The organism is Flectobacillus major DSM 103, from assembly GCF_000427405.1.
Taxonomy (GTDB): domain Bacteria; phylum Bacteroidota; class Bacteroidia; order Cytophagales; family Spirosomataceae; genus Flectobacillus; species Flectobacillus major.
The window spans coordinates 3,515,596-3,533,779 of record NZ_KE386491.1 but is presented as its reverse complement, the minus strand read 5'-3'; the positions used below and the strand labels follow the sequence as shown (position 1 = coordinate 3,533,779).

At 38.5% G+C, this 18,184-nt stretch carries 14 protein-coding genes; 3 read left to right on the top strand and 11 right to left on the bottom strand.

Features of this window, described 5'->3' with window-relative positions:
* Positions 1-51 precede the first annotated feature (51 nt).
* Positions 52-2,634, bottom strand: coding sequence for a M14 metallopeptidase family protein (locus FLEMA_RS71030; protein ID WP_081681342.1), 2,583 nt, complete (start codon positions 2,632-2,634; stop codon positions 52-54).
* A gap of 105 nt (positions 2,635-2,739) precedes the next feature.
* Positions 2,740-3,138, bottom strand: a complete 399-nt coding sequence (locus FLEMA_RS71025; protein ID WP_229359471.1) for a TraR/DksA family transcriptional regulator — start codon at positions 3,136-3,138, stop codon at positions 2,740-2,742.
* Between the two features lie 441 nt (positions 3,139-3,579).
* Here FLEMA_RS71025 and FLEMA_RS0132945 point away from each other — a divergent pair, with 441 nt between their 5' ends.
* Positions 3,580-4,854 (top strand): Glu/Leu/Phe/Val family dehydrogenase, encoded by a 1,275-nt coding sequence (locus tag FLEMA_RS0132945; RefSeq protein WP_026997870.1) that lies wholly within the window; start codon positions 3,580-3,582, stop codon positions 4,852-4,854.
* An 86-nt stretch (positions 4,855-4,940) separates the two neighbouring features.
* Here the strand turns inward: FLEMA_RS0132945 and FLEMA_RS71020 are convergent, their stop codons facing one another.
* Positions 4,941-5,294 carry a LytR/AlgR family response regulator transcription factor gene (locus tag FLEMA_RS71020; RefSeq protein WP_044172281.1) on the bottom strand — a complete coding sequence of 118 codons (354 nt, stop codon included), beginning with the start codon at positions 5,292-5,294 and terminating at the stop codon, positions 4,941-4,943.
* Between the two features lie 860 nt (positions 5,295-6,154).
* Positions 6,155-7,486 carry a DUF58 domain-containing protein gene (locus FLEMA_RS71015; protein ID WP_044172279.1) on the bottom strand — a complete coding sequence of 444 codons (1,332 nt, stop codon included), beginning with the start codon at positions 7,484-7,486 and terminating at the stop codon, positions 6,155-6,157.
* A gap of 233 nt (positions 7,487-7,719) precedes the next feature.
* Here FLEMA_RS71015 and FLEMA_RS0132870 point away from each other — a divergent pair, with 233 nt between their 5' ends.
* On the top strand, positions 7,720-8,679 hold the full coding sequence (locus FLEMA_RS0132870) for an AAA family ATPase (protein ID WP_026996433.1): 960 nt from the start codon (positions 7,720-7,722) through the stop codon (positions 8,677-8,679).
* Positions 8,680-8,726: 47 nt separating this feature from the next.
* On the opposite strand, the gene FLEMA_RS71010 is transcribed toward FLEMA_RS0132870, so the two are convergent.
* The 7 genes from FLEMA_RS71010 to gldB all read right to left on the bottom strand — a co-directional run bounded on the left by FLEMA_RS71010 (position 8,727) and on the right by gldB (position 17,238).
* The gene (locus FLEMA_RS71010; protein WP_044172276.1) at positions 8,727-9,689 is read right to left on the bottom strand and encodes a glycosyltransferase; all 963 of its coding nucleotides are present in this window, start codon (positions 9,687-9,689) and stop codon (positions 8,727-8,729) included.
* A gap of 27 nt (positions 9,690-9,716) precedes the next feature.
* Positions 9,717-11,114, bottom strand: a complete 1,398-nt coding sequence (locus FLEMA_RS71005) for a DUF6056 family protein (protein WP_044172273.1) — start codon at positions 11,112-11,114, stop codon at positions 9,717-9,719.
* Between the two features lie 217 nt (positions 11,115-11,331).
* The gene (locus FLEMA_RS71000; RefSeq protein ID WP_044172270.1) at positions 11,332-12,225 is read right to left on the bottom strand and encodes a DMT family transporter; all 894 of its coding nucleotides are present in this window, start codon (positions 12,223-12,225) and stop codon (positions 11,332-11,334) included.
* Between the two features lie 298 nt (positions 12,226-12,523).
* On the bottom strand, positions 12,524-13,603 hold the full coding sequence (locus FLEMA_RS70995; RefSeq protein ID WP_044172267.1) for an LptF/LptG family permease: 1,080 nt from the start codon (positions 13,601-13,603) through the stop codon (positions 12,524-12,526).
* 155 nt (positions 13,604-13,758) lie between these two features.
* Complete coding sequence (locus FLEMA_RS70990) at positions 13,759-14,193, bottom strand: Fur family transcriptional regulator (RefSeq protein WP_044172264.1); 435 nt, start codon at positions 14,191-14,193, stop codon at positions 13,759-13,761.
* Between the two features lie 4 nt (positions 14,194-14,197).
* Complete coding sequence (locus tag FLEMA_RS70985) at positions 14,198-16,093, bottom strand: ABC transporter ATP-binding protein (protein ID WP_044172261.1); 1,896 nt, start codon at positions 16,091-16,093, stop codon at positions 14,198-14,200.
* A gap of 119 nt (positions 16,094-16,212) precedes the next feature.
* Positions 16,213-17,238 carry a gliding motility lipoprotein GldB gene (gene gldB / locus FLEMA_RS70980; protein WP_044172258.1) on the bottom strand — a complete coding sequence of 342 codons (1,026 nt, stop codon included), beginning with the start codon at positions 17,236-17,238 and terminating at the stop codon, positions 16,213-16,215.
* Between the two features lie 87 nt (positions 17,239-17,325).
* Here gldB and FLEMA_RS0132625 point away from each other — a divergent pair, with 87 nt between their 5' ends.
* Positions 17,326-18,102: an outer membrane beta-barrel protein gene (locus FLEMA_RS0132625; protein ID WP_026996425.1), complete on the top strand. Its 777-nt coding sequence runs from the start codon at positions 17,326-17,328 to the stop codon at positions 18,100-18,102.
* Positions 18,103-18,184: the final 82 nt, after the last annotated feature.

Here is an 18,184-nt window from a genome sequence, read left to right as displayed (position 1 = left end):
ACCAATGTTCGGAGGTTTGTACGAACTCCGAACGTTGGTTCGGGCTATTAATTAATCTTCTTCGCCACCTCTAACTCCTGAGAGAATAGTGCTTCCAAAGAAAATAGCATTCAAAAATAACTTATTAGTTCCATACCAAAAAGCCCTAAAGTTAGGATTATCTGTCATAACGATAACTTTTCCTGCTCCATAAGCCGTAGCAACTACCGCTGGAGTGTTTCTTAGAAGCTTCTTGTTACGTTCTGTGATATAGCCACTTACGAGAGGTTCGTTGGTATAAATCAATGGGGCATTGTACGGGTCTTTTATTTTTTCTAAGAAAATAGTATTATCTCTGAAAACACTCAAAGTTTGGTCTTTATAACCATAGCCAATTGGGTGAGTAGGGTCGAGCTTCACTTGGAAAATAGCCCCTCCAATTTGCTGAGCCCCTTTGTATCTTTCGGCCAAAGCATAAGGTTTTGCCCCCGTTGTATCTGCTGGAATATTTTTGATTTTTACAGGCGACAAACCCTTGCCCGAAGCCCATTGTACGGCATCGGTAAGGGCAATTAGTGTACCGCCATTACGTACCCAAGCTTTGATTTTCTCGTCGTTCAAGCTAGTATAGTCACCGCTCGACAAAATGAGGGTATTGTAGCGGTCGAGGTTGATACGGTTTACTTGGGCAATATCAGACATCGTTAAAGGAACATTGACACGAGTGTCTAGTAAGTGCCAAATTTCACCTGCATCGTTTGGATTAACCCCTGCTCCTGTAATCATCAATGGCTTAGGCATTTTGAGCGGAGCAAAATAGCTACTTCCTAAGTCAATTCCCGAAGGGGTTAGGCCTGTAGGTGCTGCATAGAAATCGACACCGTCACGTTCGGCTAGGGTTTGTAACAAAGTATGCAGGGCATCAAGGTTGCCCAGTTGATTACCACCTGCGGTTATCTCGACAGTGCCATAATCAAAGTATTTTGTACCACCTGCTATTATGGCCGTAAATGGTTCGGTAGCTACTTTTAATTTATAACCTCTTTTTTGGAGTTCATAAGCCGCCTTTGGAGCAAAATAAGCGTCCCATTCAAAAATATAACCGTAACTGCTTTTTCCGATAACTTGGCCTTTGGGAAAATCATTTTTATTAAGTTTTTCGCCCAGAGCTACAGGAACTTTGGCTTCTGCATAAGGCACATTGAAACAATGAGGCATTGACCATGCCGAAATATCATAAAAAAGAGAATCTTCAAATGTTGTACGCTTTTCAAAAATTCCTTGAATCAAACGATATTGAGGTTGGCTCAACGGAACAACATAAGCATTTTCTTTTTTGAAAGTTTTGCCTTCTAGGGTTTCATCTTTGGCTAAGTTATACACATCAATTTCGTGTTGACGAAGTATTTTTACCATTTCCCATGTTTTTACGCGGTCGGTGGTATTCCCAAAAACGTATGCTTTAGTAGCAGAAGTAGATTTTTCTTGATAGAAAGCCCGCTGATAATCCAACAATTCCTGACGCATAGCTTTGGCTGCTCTTAATGTAGAAAGTGTTGTTGTAAATTGGTTACGAATCGTAAACGCAAAACTCATTGGGCCATTAGGTGTGTCTTGCAAATGGCCTCTTGAGCTAGCTTGTTCAAACAAAATACCAATACAGCCCTGTACATCGGGAAAGGTAGAGCCTTTTCCATAATAGAAATCATCGTATCCTTCTTTGGTAAAATATAGCGAACCAATTTTGTCTAGTGCGGCAGCATGAAATGTTCCGATTTTTTCGGTAAGGTCGATATTCTTTTTAGGCGTTAGCGGGTGTGTACGAGCAGGAATACCAGGCTGGAAGAAGAATGACGAAGCACTACCCATTTCGTGGTGGTCGGTCAAAATGTTTGGTTTCCATTCGTGATATTTCTGGATTCTCCCCTTACTTTCTGGGTGTTGTGTATAAAGCCAGTCACGGTTTAGGTCAAACCAGTAGTGGTTATAACGTCCACCTGGCCAAGCTTCGTTGAGTTCACGGCTATTGCCATCGCTCACCAAATTCATACTTTTGTTGGCATTTACCCAACTCGAAAAACGCTCGCCACCATCGGGATTGATACGAGGGTCAACCAAAATAACCGACTCATTCAGAAGCGAATCTATTTCAGCACCTTGTGCGGCTGCCAAATAATATACCGCCAAAGGGGCGGCATTTGTACCACTGGCTTCGTTGCCATGTACCGAATAGCCCATCCATACTACCACAGGCATATTCTCAGTTTTGAGGCTATTTGCTTTGTCGGGTTCAACAATCTTGTGGTGTTCAGCTTTGATTTGGTCGATATTCGCCAGATTTTTGGGTGATGAAATAGTCAATAAAAGAAGAGGGCGGTTTTCGTAAGTTCTGCCATATTCAGTAATCTTGACACGGTTAGAAACCTCCGCAATTTTTTTCATATAACCCACCAACTGCTCGTGCTGAATATGCCAGTCGCCTACCTGAAAGCCAAAGTATTGTTGGGGCGTTGGAATAGCAGGGTCGTAGCTAACATTTTGAGGGAGATAATAACTGTTTGGGACTTGTCCAAAACTACAGTGGACAATCATAAAAAGCAAAAAAGCGGTTGCCCGCTTTATATTGCTAATACCTTTTGAGTAGCGATAATTCATAAATTAAATGATAAGTTGGTTGATAAAGAAAAGACGATAAAAGGACACTGTACTACACAAGTAGCACAACAATTATCAGGTAAATACAAAAAAGCAACAAACGGCCTAACGTTGTTTCATCAACTTAGCCTCAATGGTTTGTTGTGTGTGAGGTACTGCTCTCAAGCGTTCTTTCGGAATCAGCTTTCCAGTGTCGATACATACGCCATAAGTACCATTTTTGATACGAATCAACGCATTTTCAAGCTGAGTAGCAAATTTCTGCAAACGAGCAGCCAATTGGCTCATACTTTCTTTTTCAGAAGTATCGGCACCATCTTCCATAAGCTTTGAACTACCAGAAGTTACATCGGTTCCAGGGTCGTTGCGTTTGTGTAATGCCTCACGAATGTAATTTAATTCGCCACGGGTATCTTCTAATTTCTTAGTGATTAACTCCTCGAATTCTTTCAATTCTTCTTCAGAATAGCGGGTTCTTTCTTCTGCCGATGCTGTGTTCATCATAATAGGACCAATGAGTTTAGTTAGTCAATATCCCAAGATAAGGGAACTTCCTTAAAATTGTGCAAATATACGTGTGTTTTTGCTTGGATTGAAATATTTCAAGAAATAATAAAATTTTTCTCAAAAATAACAATTTCGTAATTTTAGCAATTTGCCAATACTTATTTGGTAAAAGATAGTATTATCCATAAAGTTAAAAAGCAAAAATCAAAAAAAGTGTAAAAATGTGCTTTTTGCCTTAAAATCAGGTATTTCTACTCAAAAACAAAACACTTGACTTTGTCATTTAAGGTATGCAATATTGTGAATATTTCATTAACAAATTGATTTTTTAGGTGTTTAATTTGGATTTTATCAAGAATAAAAAAATGGTGATTTTTTTAATAAAAACCGTAAATATTCCTAGACTCCAGCTTAAATTTCCACAAACAGGAACAAAACATGACATACATAGAACCTGCTCCAATTAAAGACAAAGAGAACCCACTTGAGTCGATGATGCAGAGATTTGACAAGGCTGTCGAGCTACTTGGGATCTCTGAAGAAATGTATTATATCTTGAAAGTACCTGCTCGTCAGGTAACGGTTGGCTTACCTATTACAATGGATGATGGGCGTATTAAAGTATTTGAGGGTCACAGAGTTATACATTCAAATATCCTTGGGCCAGCCAAAGGGGGTATACGTTTTGACCCTGCCGTAAATATTGACGAGGTACGTGCATTGGCTGCTTGGATGACTTGGAAGTGTGCCGTAGTAGATATTCCTTATGGAGGTGCAAAAGGTGGTATTGCTTGTAACCCACGAGAGATGTCGGCTGGCGAAATGGAGCGTTTGATGCGTGCCTATACGGTAGCAATGTTAGATGTTTTTGGCCCCGACCGTGATATACCTGCCCCTGATATGGGAACAGGCCCTCGTGAAATGGCATGGCTAATGGATGAATACTCAAAGGCTAAAGGTATGACTGTCAATGCCGTAGTGACAGGAAAGCCATTGGTGTTGGGTGGTTCGCTGGGGCGTACTGAGGCTACTGGCCGTGGTGTTATGGTATCGGCTTTGGCTGGTATGGACAAACTGAAAATCAATCCTTATAAGGCTACTGCGGCTGTACAGGGATTTGGTAATGTTGGCTCGCATGCGGCAGTATTGCTGCACGAAAGAGGGGTTAAGGTTGTGGCTATTTCTGATATATCGGGGGCATACTACAACGAAAATGGTATTGATATCGACGGGGCAATTAAATACAGAGATTTGAATAAAGGTACTTTAGAGAATTTCCCTGGTGCTGGCAAAATTACCAACGAAGATTTATTAACCCTACAAGTAGACGTACTTGTACCTGCTGCCAAAGAAGATGTGATTACACATGATAATGCACCTTATATTCAGGCAAAAATGATTGTAGAAGGAGCTAATGGCCCTACTTCTGCCTCGGCCGATGATATTATCAATGACAAGGGTATCTTGGTAGTTCCCGATATTTTGGCTAATGCGGGTGGTGTAACTGTATCTTATTTTGAGTGGGTACAGAATCGTATGGGCTATAAATGGAATCTTGATAGAATCAACCGCCGTTCTGACAGAATTATGAAGGACGCTTTCGATAAAGTCTTTTTGACCTCTCAGCAGTTCAATGTACCAATGCGTATTGCTGCTTATATTGTAGCAATCAAAAAGGTGGCTGATACTTACAAATTTAGAGGAGGATATTAAGCCACATGGGGTTTACATTCGGCTCGCTTTTGTACGAATTTAATAAAGTATAGAACTACTTACTGGCTTGATAATAGAAGGTCTCATTATTGTTTATTCATTAATGAGGCCTTTTTTTTGGTAAAACTTGACAGTATCTTACATTTTCTGCGTGAAATAGTAGCTGTCATACCATTGACAAGGTGTACTGATTTTAAAGCAATATCACAATGAAGTAAATAATGGGGATTGATGATATAGGCTCGGTGTATTCTTAAAAAACCATAAGGACAAAGTAAGGATTCAAAATGTTTGAGGGTGGTAGAAAATACTAGTTTGCGTCCATTTCCCAAGTAGCAGTAGGTGTAATTAATATCACCTTCCAGTAAAACAATCTGACGGATTGGGATTCTGTTTTTTCCCAATATAGGTTCGTGTTGTAGTGTGAATTGTAAGTTCATTCTTGTATTGGATAGAGTTTTATAAAGCAAAATCGTGTCAGAAACCAAATAACTTTTTTCGATACAGACCAATAGTACGTTTTCGATATAAGAGAAAATAATCAAGGCAAAATCTTTGAATGGTATTTTATGGATTATTCCTTACAAACTTAGGGGTCGAGGAAATACCATATTTGCGGTATTTTGAGGAGTAGAATTTATAAAAATAAATAATCGAGATACCCGTTTGTACGCTAGCCCACAATACTTTTCTTATGATCTGATGCCATTTTATAAGCCAATACAAGCCTAGCAGTAATCTGTTTGTCGGTCATACCCTTAATCAGGAGTTTGTATTGTCTTGGGTTCAGTAACAAAAAGCTGACTGTGTGTTTTTATGTCAGTTTGTGCTTCAGTAATACCATAAAGGTGCATCCCCAGTCTTGCTATCAATCGTTCATTCAAACCCAAAGTAGGGTGTATCGTAAACAATTATCGTTTATACACTTTTAACTAAGTATAAAATTTATCATTATTTGAAGGATGTACCGAGTATATTTTTATAGAATAATTTGTTTGAAAATCGGGGGGTATTAACCTCATAAAAAGCACTTGTTACGACAATGCTATTTGGTTGTTTGCTATTACAAATATATTCTTTTCATGAGTATATACGCAATCGTGATAAGACTGATTAGTAAGTGGTAAAAAAAACAAAAAAAAAGGGCGTTTTTACGGTAGTAAACTTCCAGAATACCATGAGTGAAGGATATACATGGTATATCGTAGGAAAAGAAATGGCTAACTAGCCTCCTGAGCTTCAATGTGATAATTAGCTTATCGGTAAATTACTGAAATTAAACTTTCAAAATTATTTGAGGCTAAATAGCACCTCGGGCTTTTAACATCAAGTATTTATTAATTGTATTGATAGAAAGATTTTGAGGCGTTGTTAGGAGTGCCTGAATCCCAAATTTCTCTAACTCTTTTACAATCAATTGTTTTTCGTAGAAATACTTTTCTGCAATTGTTTTTTGATAAATTTCTTCGGTAGTAGTGGGTTGAGTTTGTAACAAAGTTTTTAGGCTAGTATTTTCAAAAAATACAACCAATACCAAATGCTCTTTGGCCAACTTTCGGAAAAAAGGAAGCTGACGTTTCATCGACGATAAGGTGTCAAAATTGGTATAACAAATCAATAAACTTCGCTGTTTGAGGTATTTTTTGGTATGAATATAAACAGCCTCATAGTCGGTTTCGCTGTATAGTGTTTTTTGTTTGTAGAGCAAATCCAAAATCTTGACAAGTTGCCCAGCTTTGCGGTCGGCCAAAAGGGTTTGGTCGATTTTATTAGAGAAAGTAATAACGCCAGCTTTATCTTGCTTTTGTAAAGCAATATTGGCCAATACCAAAGTCGAATTAATCGCATAATCCAATAGCGACAACCCCTCAAAAGGCATTTTCATAACTCTTCCTTTGTCGATTAGGCAATAAATATTCTGAGATTTTTCGTCTTGAAAAGTATTAACCATAAGTTCGCTACGGCGGGCTGTAGCTTGCCAGTTTATAGTACGAATATCGTCGCCTTGGACGTATTGTCGAATTTGCTCAAATTCTTGGCTATGTCCTATTCTTCTAATTTTTTTGATACCTGTTTCGGTGAGTCGGTTAGAAAGGGCTTTTAGTTCGTATTCACGCATTTGTAGAAAAGACGGATATACAGCTACTGTTTTTTCCTGAGAAAACTGATAACGTTTTTTGAGTAATCCCAACGGACTTTTTACAAAAATATTAACCGCCCCAAAGCTATATTCGCCACGTTTGGTAGGGCGAAGGGTATATTGTATAATCTGGGTTGTTTCAGAAGCTAATTGGGTAAGAAACAATAAGTCTCTTTTTTGAAACTGAAAAGGAATTTCATCAATAACCTCAAGGCTCATACCCAAAGCGTAATGGTTTTCTAAATAAATAGATATAGCATTGGTATCGCCATTGGAAAGGCGTTCGGGAACGGCCCTGCGAGCAAAAATACCCTTAGGAGTGCCATATAAAATAAAAATATCTGTAACCAATAATAGGCCAAAAATACTGGTAAATAGCAAGGCGAAGTTGAATACAAAAGGAAAAACAAAAGCCAAAATAAATAGTAATATCAATATTACAAGGCTGTAATATACCAGTGGTGCGAGGTAGATAGACTTTATGGTTTTCACTTTTTTATTTTTTTTACTGCAAACTAATTACTTTCTACCAAATTTGCACTTTCAAATGACAAATTCAAGGATTGTTTCATGAATTGTTGTTGGGCTAGGGCTTGCTATAAAGTAAGGAAGGATTTGCGGTTTGCCTTTTTTTTCGTAAAATTGTCAAGAAGCATGCCCTTTGGGTATTTTTATCTGGCAAAGCTATCTTGCTTTCTTTTAATATTTCAACTATTTATAGAATAATGACTCCACGGACAAAAATAAAGCAAGTTTTTGAAGAGATGGGTAAAATCGTAGTTGGTCATGAGCGTTTGACCAACCGATTGCTTATTGGGCTATTCACAGGAGGGCATGTCTTGCTGGAAGGCGTACCCGGGCTTGCCAAAACGTTATCAATCAATACCCTTGCCAAAATTTTGGATTTAAACTTTCATCGAATCCAATTTACACCCGACTTACTTCCTGCCGACCTTATCGGTACTATGATTTATAACCGTAAGTTAGATGACTTTGAGGTAAGGAAAGGGCCTATTTTTGCTAATATTATCCTTGCTGATGAAATCAACCGTGCCCCCGCCAAAGTGCAGTCGGCACTTTTGGAGGCCATGCAGGAAAAGCAAGTAACGATTGGCGATGAAAGCTATATTTTGGACAAACCTTTCTTGGTTTTGGCTACTCAAAACCCCGTAGAACAAGAAGGGACTTTCCCATTACCCGAGGCTCAGGTAGACCGTTTTATGCTCAAAGTATTTATGGGGTATCTCAACAAAGAGCAAGAGCTGGAGGTAATGCAAAAAATGTCCAACATGAATTTTAATTATAAACCCAAGGTAATTTTGACCAAGGAAGATATTGCCGAAATTCGAAATGAAATCAACAAAATAACCATTTCCGAAACCCTCGAACGCTATATTATTGAACTGATATTTGCGACCCGAAAGCCCGGTGATTATGGTTTGCGTGACGAAGCCCGATACGTGCAGTTTGGGGCATCGCCAAGGGCTACTATCAACCTGAACTTGGCCTCAAAAGTATTGGCTTATTTGGACGAACGTGACTATGTATTGCCCGAAGATATCAAGGAAATTGCTCCAGATGTGCTAAATCACCGTATTATGCTCAACTACGAAGCCGAAGCTGATGGTATTACTACTATGCAGGTAATTGATACAATTTTGAGAAGAGTGGCTATTGGTCGCTAATGTTAGTTTGTATTGAGTGTGACAGGCCGCCACACTCAATACAAAACCTATGGCAAATTCGTGAAATTGATTTTTTCATGAATAATATACTCAGGTCTATTTTTGATTTCTTCAAACATATTGCCCAAATATTCTCCTAATACACCGATAGTCAGTAATTGAACTCCTCCAAAAAAGATAACCGCAATAACCGTCGACGACCAGCCCGGTACAATTGTGTTGGGGCGGTAAATAAGTCCTGAAATTACCCAAATAGCCAATAAAATACCCACTAATATACTAAGCGAGCCTAAGCCAAGAGCTAATTTGAGCGGTTTTTTGCTAAAATATAGTAAGCTTGTAGAAGCAAACTTTATCATTTTAGAAAGTGGATATTTGGTTTCGCCAGCAAAACGCTCTTCTCGCACATACATTATAGGTACTTGCTTAAAACCAACCCAAGTAATTAAGCCTCTAATGTATTTGTTCTTTTCGGGAAGGCTTTTGAATGCCTCAATCACATGTTTGTCGATAAGCCTAAAATCACCTGTATCAACAGGGAGGGGAGTATCAGACAAGAAATTGATAGTTCTATAAAAAGCCCTAGCCGTGATTTTCTTGAAGAATGTTTCGCCTTTGCGTTTTTCCCTCATACCATATACCACATTGGCTTTTTCGTCGATATGCTTTTGTACCATTGCAGGAAAAAGCTCAGGGGGGTCTTGCAAATCGGCATCAATAATAATAGCAACATCGCCAGTACAAGCCTGAATTCCTGCCGTAACAGCGGGCTGATGACCAAAGTTGCGTGAAAAACCCAGAATCTTTACATGTATATCGTTTTGGGCAAGTTCTTTCAAAATCAGCAACGTGCTGTCTCGGCTACCATCATTAATAAATACCAATTCATAACCTCCATGAGTAAAGCTATTCATAGCTTGGGTTACTCGTTGATAGGTATGACGAATAACCTGTTCCTCGTTGAAACAAGGAATAATGATTGAAATAAATAAATTGTGTTGTTCAGGCATTGATAAGAGCTTTATATGGGCTATAATCTATTTATTTTTTAGAATAATAGTCTTTTTATTAAAATACGTTGCATAGCACTTGTTCCAAAGGTGGTCGGGCGAGTCTTTGATTTCATCAAAATACAGTGATTTTGGGCTATTTTTCAAAGGCTGTACATACACCGTATCACGCTTTGTCGCTTGGATTAGCTGGTAGCGGGCATCCATTTCTTGGCTATACCCTTTGGCTGTTCCCGACACAATGTCGGTATACATAGTTTGAATATTACTACTTTTATACCAGAAAAAAATACTCCAAAGTATAAGCCCAAAACCAATAAGTTGGCTATTGAGTGGCCAAGCAAAAAAGCGTGGAAACTGGGTCATCAAAGCTAAAAGATGATAAAACCAGCCAAAAAGAAAGAATGCAAATATGGCGTTTTTGACCCTGTCAGGTACGCCATCACGATTGCCATAATGTATCGAAAAGAACATGACCAGTAACAACCCAAATAGGACTAACAAAGTAATAATAGGATTGGCACGGAATAAGTAAGATTTGCTTGGAGGCACAAATTTTTGATACCAAGCTATAAACAAAATACTCAGCGGAATCAGTGGCGAAAGGAATGTCCATTTTATGCCATCTTTTATAACCGATTTCAGGGCATCTGTCAACGACTCTACAATATTACCGCCAAGGACACTCCCTTGCATGCGGATTTGATTACCGGGTGCTTTGATTACCAAGAAATAGGCACAAAATGCTCCAATAATCAATAATATAGTTAGAAGTTTGTCTATTCGCTTTTCAAATATTAGCCAATACCCCCAAATACTGGCCAACAAACCTACAATAAATAGCATCATGAGTTCATTGGAGCCTACAATAAAAAATACCAAAGTAGCACATAGGCTGCCGATACCCCATTGTAAATGCTTGTACTGTGGCTGATAATATCGGATAAGTACCGCCATAAGATACAGCCAATAACAAATGGAAATAGGAAAAATAAAAACCGAAGTGTACCAAAAAAAGTTGTCAAGAACACTCGCCGACTGCGATATATATAAGCTAAGAAAGACAAGGGTTAGTAAAAGCCTATTTTGCCGACTCGTAGGAATCAATTCTCCCAAAAGAACATACAACGAATGAAAAAGAAGTGCCAAAATAAGAAAGGGCATTACTTTGACAAAGCCAAAATAACCAAATGCTAAGGGCGTTGCATGGAAAAGCATGTTGGAAATATACCGTCCCGACCAGCCTTCATAATAGAGTTTTTGGCCTTCCCAAAAACCATAATCACGGGTCATGTAGGCAAAACAATAGTCGTCGGCTACTGAAGGATGATTGTATAAGGCCAAGATACCTATAGGTACAGCCGTAAACAAAAAAATGACCCAAATGATAGAGTGCGAAAAACTTTTACTTTGTATGAGTTTCAAAATAAATAAACGATATTTATAAGATTGCTAAAACCAAAAAAATACGGCAAATGATAAAAACAACTAGGAGTCCAAGTGCCATTGAACAAAAAAAGGAATGTATCCTGACTGGATTCAAGATGCCAAATATGCAACAAATTTACCCTATTTAATATATTATATGGCTAGCCGTTTAATAAATATGCTAAATGATTTGAGGATTGGGCTATTTATAAACTTAGGCTATCTTTTTCTGACTGAGGCGACTAAACAAAGGATATACCAACACAGAAGCCAAAATAATAGTAGCACCCCAATAAAATCCTTGTGTCATTTGTTCTTTCTCGCCAAAAATACAATAGGCAAATATTATTCCATAAATAGGCTCAAGGTTGAGGGCAAGGTTAAAGGTAAATGCCGAAAATTTATATAATAAATCTACTGTTGCGGTAAATGCGTATACCGTACACACCAACGATAAAATAGCCAGCCATAGCCAGTCTAACCCTTGAGGTATAATCATGTCAAGGCTGAGGGTGTGGTTGAGTGCTAATATTACCAACGGAACAAAAGAGGTAATGGCTGCTCCCATCATTTCATAAAAAGTAATTAGCGAAGATGGATAACGCTGGGTAAGGGTTGAGTTGATAACCGAAAATAAGGCACTAAGCATTGCCGCCAACATTCCTAGTAATAAGCCCCAAATATGGTTGACTTCGGAAAGAAAAATAAGATACAATCCACCTATAACGACCAAGCCAAGAATTACCTCGTAAATACGAATTTTCCTTTTGTACCAAAATGGCTCGATAAAGCTTGTCCATAACGAACCAGTAGAAAAACCCGCCAAACAAATGGCTACTGTAGAAATTTTGGCAGCAAAAAAGAACAAAAACCAATGCAACGAAATCAAAAATCCTACTGCTAGTAATTTGACTTTGGCTGTACTGGTAATACTCAAATCGACTTTGCGGGCTTTTAGAAAAAAATAAATGCCAATGGTAGCAATCGACGTTCTGAAAAATACGGTACTTACAGAATGGATAGAAATAAGCGTGCCTAATATGGCTGTAAATCCTAAAATAAGGATAATGAAATGTAACTGAAGGTAGTCTTTTAGTGGTCGTTGCATGATAAATATTGAAGCTGTTTAAACTTATTGTTGGTTAGGCTGATGAAAACCCCGATACGTTGCTCGGAATCAGGGTTTTTAAGCTTTCTGAAAATACGCTAGTTTCTATAATAAGTATCTTCGTATCAGCTAGCGAATACATTTGCCAGTGACAAACGATTAAACAGCTTATATGCTATAAGGCTGTGCAGCAGCACTGTTTTGGAAAATATACCATAAAAAATACTGGCGAAATGCCATATCGTTTTTTAGAAAACCTCTTGTGGGTATCAAAACAAATATCTACCTGACACTCGTTTTACCTCGGAATCGTATAATACAAGATAACCCCAATACCACCAAAAATAATATTAGGAAGCCAAACTGCCAGTAGTGGCGGCATTGTTCCTGACTCGGCCATGCCTTTACTCATCATAAAAAACATGATATACACAAAAGCCAACATAAAGCCCAAGGCAATTTGAAACCCGACTCCACCACGCGATTTACGGGCAGATACAATCAAGCCAATCATGGTAAGAATAATAATCGAAAAAGGATTGGCAAAGCGGATATATTTTTCAACAATATAAATTTCTATGCCATCAGCCCCTCTCGAATTGAGTTTGTCAATATAGCGATTCAGCTCGGGTAGTGTAAAGGTTTCGTGAAGCTGATAATTACTATCAAAATCTTTAGGCGATAAATTAATCGTCGTGTCAATCTTTGTACCGTAGCTGAGGGTTTCTTTGCCATCGGGCAAAAATGTTCTGATACGATAATCATGAACTGTCCATTTGCTACGAGTAGAGTCCCAAGTAATACGCTCGGCCAATAATTTACTTTTGATTTGGTTGTCGCTGATTTTTTCAAGGGTAAATCGGTAGCCAACATTCGAGTTGTTGTCGTAGGTTTCCATGTACGAATACACATCTGGAGCAATTTTGATATGAACATCTCTACCGCTGAAATAATAAGTATCTTTTACATACTTCCGCTCAAAAGTAATACGGGTTTTGTTGGCAATCGGGATAATCCATGCTACCATAAAAAAGGTAATAATAGCCACCAATGTAGAACCAATCAAGTAAGGACGCATCAGGCGTAAAAAGCTTACCCCAGTACTCAGAATAGCAATGATTTCGGTACGGGCCGCCAAGTTGGCCGTAAAAAATACCGTAGAAATAAATACCATTAACGGACTAATATAATTAGCCCAGTAAGGAATAAAGTTGAGGTAATAGTCGAAAAGAATAGCCGAAGTTGGGGCTTTTTTATTGATAAAATCATCTACCTTTTCGGTATAATCAATGACTACAATGATGGCTACAATAATGAGTACAGCGAAAACATAAGTTTTCAGAAACTTCTTGAGAATATATAAATCCAGAATCTTCATTTCGGATAATGCTATGTTTATAAGCTAGATAAACGTGACTGGGTCAGCTTTCAATACAACTAATTTTTTACAAAGCTACAAATAAAAAACCTCTCTTTACTAGGAGAGGTTTCTGGATATTGGTAAGCTGGCCTGTTAAAGTTTCTTAACAGTGCCTAAGCCGTCTTACTACAGTCTTTACAAACACCCTGTACCAACAAGTTTGTTTCTTGGCGTTTATAGCCTTCTGGCAGGGCTATAGTAGGAATCACAACGTGATCGAGGCAGGTTGTAAGCCCACAGTTAGTACATTTAAAATGCACGTGGTCGTGGTGATGCTTATGGTCGGAAGTATGGCAATCGTCTTTACAAAGGGCGTATTTGATACCTCCTTCGTCGTCGAGTACTTTGTGAATTAAGCCTTTGTCCAAAAAAGTTTTGAGTGTTCTATAAACAGTAACACGGTCAAATTTTTCTGACATTTGAGTTTCGACATCGGCATGAGCCAAAGCGTATGCTTTTGTAAGAAATATATCTAAAATTTCTTCTCGGCATTCAGTTTGTCGGAGGCTATAAGCCTTCAATGTATTTTTTATGGTGGTAGTATTCATCGTTTTACTCGCTTATTAAGCTTGTCTCGTACTGTAACTTGACCAAGTTAGCATAAATTCCATCCTCGACCAAAAGTAAATTTTCGTGTTTGCCCGATTCGGCTATTTCGCCTTCTTTCAAAACATAAATCGTATCTACATTTCTAATAGTAGCCAATCGGTGAGCAATAATAATGGTTGTGCGGTTTTGCATAAGGGCATCGAGGGCATCTTGTACTAGCTTTTCCGATTCAGAGTCGAGGGCACTGGTGGCTTCGTCCAATATCAAGATAGCTGGGTCTTTCAAAATAGCACGTGCAATTGCAATACGTTGGCGTTGTCCACCCGATAGTTTTACGCCACGCTCGCCCACGATGGTTTCTAATTGTTCTGGAAACGACTCAATAAAGTCGAGGGCATTTGCCTTACGTGCAGCTTCCCTGATTTCGGTATCGCTGGCGTTCGGATTACCATAAGCAATATTCTCTTTGATTGTACCGCCAAAAAGCATTACTTCTTGTGGTACAATGGCTATATTTTGACGCAACGCTGTAATATCATAGTCGGTGATGTCTTTGCCATCTACCAAAATTTGTCCACCCGATAGTTTGTAATATCGCATAAGCAAAGATACAATCGTTGACTTGCCACCGCCCGAATAGCCAACTAAAGCAATTTTTTCGCCTGCTTTTACCTCAAAAGATATATTTTTCAATACCTCCATATCTTTACGAGACGGATAGGCAAAAGCCACATTTTTATAAGTAATCTCGCCTTTAAGGTCAACAGACTTCGTGTGGTCGGTAATTTCTACTTCGCTTTCTTCGCCCAAGATTTCTAAAATACGCTCAGAAGCTCCAATGGTTTTTTGAATTTGGGCATACATATCGCCCAAGCCACCCACCGAGCCACCAATAAAACCCGTATAAATGATAAAGGTAAGAAGTTTGTCGAATGATAATTCATGGTTTTGTACCAAATGCCCACCGTACCAAACTACACCCACAATAGCACCAAATAGCACAAAAATGATGAACGAGATAAACGAACCACGATAGGTAGCTGTTTTTAAAGCCCATGAAAGTACTTTTTCAAGCGAAGTGGTATAACGTTTTACTTCGAGGGTTTCGTTGGTAAAGGCTTTTACTACATTGACCGACTGCAGGGTTTCTTCTACAATAACATTGGTTTGAGCTAGTTCTTCTTGTACCTTTTTTGAGTTTTTGCGAATAAACTTACCAAAGAAAAAAGCCGCAACTACTAAAAATGGAAATGTAGAAAGCATAAATAAAGTGAGCTTTCCTGAGAAATAAATAATCAAACAAATCCCACCAATAAGCGTAAAAATCTGACGGAAGAACTCGGCCAATGTAATTGATAATACATCTTGGAGTTGGGTGACGTCGGAGGTAATTCGGCTCATTAGTTCGCCCACACGATTTTTCTCAAAAAAAGTAGTAGGTAATGAAATCATTTTTGAATACAATGTTTTTCTGACATCGCGCATCGACTTTTCAGAAACCCTAGAGAAAGTATATACTCTGAAAAAAGAAAACAAGGCTTGTGCTGCCAAAATAACCAAAAATAACAAGGTCATTTGGTCGAGCGACAGCTTGGGTAGCCCCATAATAGACCCCTGCATTTGTTGACCAATCGGACTCATTTGGCTCATATTGGCCATTGGATTGGTACTTTGTTCGCTTGGCGACAAAATCGAAGATACCATTTGTCCCATTAGCAAAGGAATACTCATGGAGGTTATCTGCGATAATATCAAGAATATAAAACCAATGGCAAATGTGCCTTTGTAAGGAGCTGTAAACTTAAAAATAGAAATAGCTTTTTTAAGACCTTCTTTGTTGATTTTTTTCTTATCGGCAGGAGCAACGTCTGCTCCAAATTTTTCACTTCGTTTGGCCATGATTGAATTCGGATATAGCTTTTAACCACAAAGCTATTGATGGTTTTATCTATTTAATATATTGCTGTATATCTAACGTAATATTGAATGGTTTGGTTGGCTTTTGTGCCATGAAATTGCTATTCGTCGTCGGGTAAACCTTTGTATTTAGATGCTTCAAATACTTTTTGGGCATCGGGGTTCTTCATGAGGTCTTGAATGGTCAGCTTTTCGTCTTCATAATAATACTTAGAAACAATCCTAAAGCCCAGCCAACGACCAATACCGCCCGGACACGCTGCTCCGATTTCGGGGGTAGAAGGGCGTTCGCCAATATATTTACCTTTAACGGGGTCTTGGGTAGAATACAAAAGTTTATTGTCGATAAAATAAGCCCATACTACCGACTGGTTGTCGTAGGTGGCGGCTAATTGTTCGCCTGTATAGCCCAGAAAAAGGCTATCTGATTTTGAAGGAAGCATGGTTTTGCCAAAAACATAGCTTTTGCCGTACCATATCATCTCGGCCAACAGCGATTTGTCTTGTGGGTTGGTGGCATTATAACGGCTCGATAACTGTAAAATAGCCTGAGGAACAATGGCTTGAGGAGAAACCTTTTTAATCTGATAATCATATACATCGGGTAAATACTTGCCCTTTTTACCCATAAAATAATCCAAGCCAATAATAATGGTAGAATCAGAAACCTGTAATTCGGGATTGGGCAATGCTCCTTGTCCCAAAAAACCTGTGAAGATGGTATATATCTTAGGCTCTTTGAAGGAAGGATAATAGTATTTGAGGTGCTGAAAGGCTTCTTTAAAATCCGTTTCCAAAACCTGATTGCCATAAAAATTGGCTTGTTGCGATTGTTCGTAGAAGGCTCTTAAATTTGGATTGGTTACTAGCACAAGTAACTTTTGGGCTAGCGATTCAAATGCCTCGGGCGGGGCTTGGAAGTAGGTATTGACAAACGATTGGTTTTTTTGGAGAAAAGCTAAAAGGTCATTTTTGGTTTTACAAGCAAATAATTCTTGATCTAATCGTTGAATATTTACCTGAACTTGTACGTTACTTACATCGGGGTCGCTTGCTTCTTCTTGCTTACACGACCAAACAAATACAGAAATAAGCAACAGAAACCCTATTTTTGTGATAATTTTCATGCTGTTGGATATGCTCTAGGCAATAAGCTGAGTTATACATTAATTTATTTTTAAATCTAAGTGCTTTAAACACTGAAATACAAAATTATGAAGAAAAACGCATTTTTAGTCCTTTTTATTCTATTGATAATAGCAAAGGCAAATGCCCAGAATTATCTGATAGGTTCGTCGTATCAAGCTATGACCAAGGAGTTTTGGGGTGGGCGGTTTAGTAATATGTCGTTGGGGTTTAAATTTTCACCATCTATTACCTTTAATTCGCTCGACGCATCCAAGGATTTCAAAAATATGTCGTCGGGTTCGGCACAATTACGTATGACTGTCGGCCCTATTGCTGATTTTTATTTTGCCGAAAAATATGCCTTCAGTACAGGACTTTGGTATACCGTGAAAGGGCTTTCGTATAATGTGTATAATGGCTTTTATGACTCGCAGGTATTTGTGCAAAAACCACTCACTTCCGATGAAATCAAAGCTTCGTCGGCAGAATTTAATTTACAATACTTGCAAGTACCTCTTACCATTAAAATGTTTAGTGGGCAGGTTATTCCTGATATGCCTATGTTTATTCAGTTTGGAGGAACACTCGATGTGAAAATAGCCGAGAAAGCAATTAACCCTGTGAAAAATGCTTTGGTGCATTACCGTGACAGAGTAGATGCCAACTCAAGTATATATGGTTTTGGGAGTGCCAATTTGCTTTTAGGTATAGGATTTGAAAAGCCCTTCGGACAAGGAACAGATGCCCTTTTCTTTGGGCTACAATACCAAAGAGGCCTGGGCGAAATCAATCGGGGTAATGCCTTTGATAATTTGGCTACCAAAACGGGTCAGCTGGTGATTGATTTTGGAATAAAGTTTTAATGAATGCTATTTTTTTATTAAGCTAAGATTGTTGTTTTTTTGATAATATTCAGGCTATCAATGAGTTTTCAGATTATTTCTA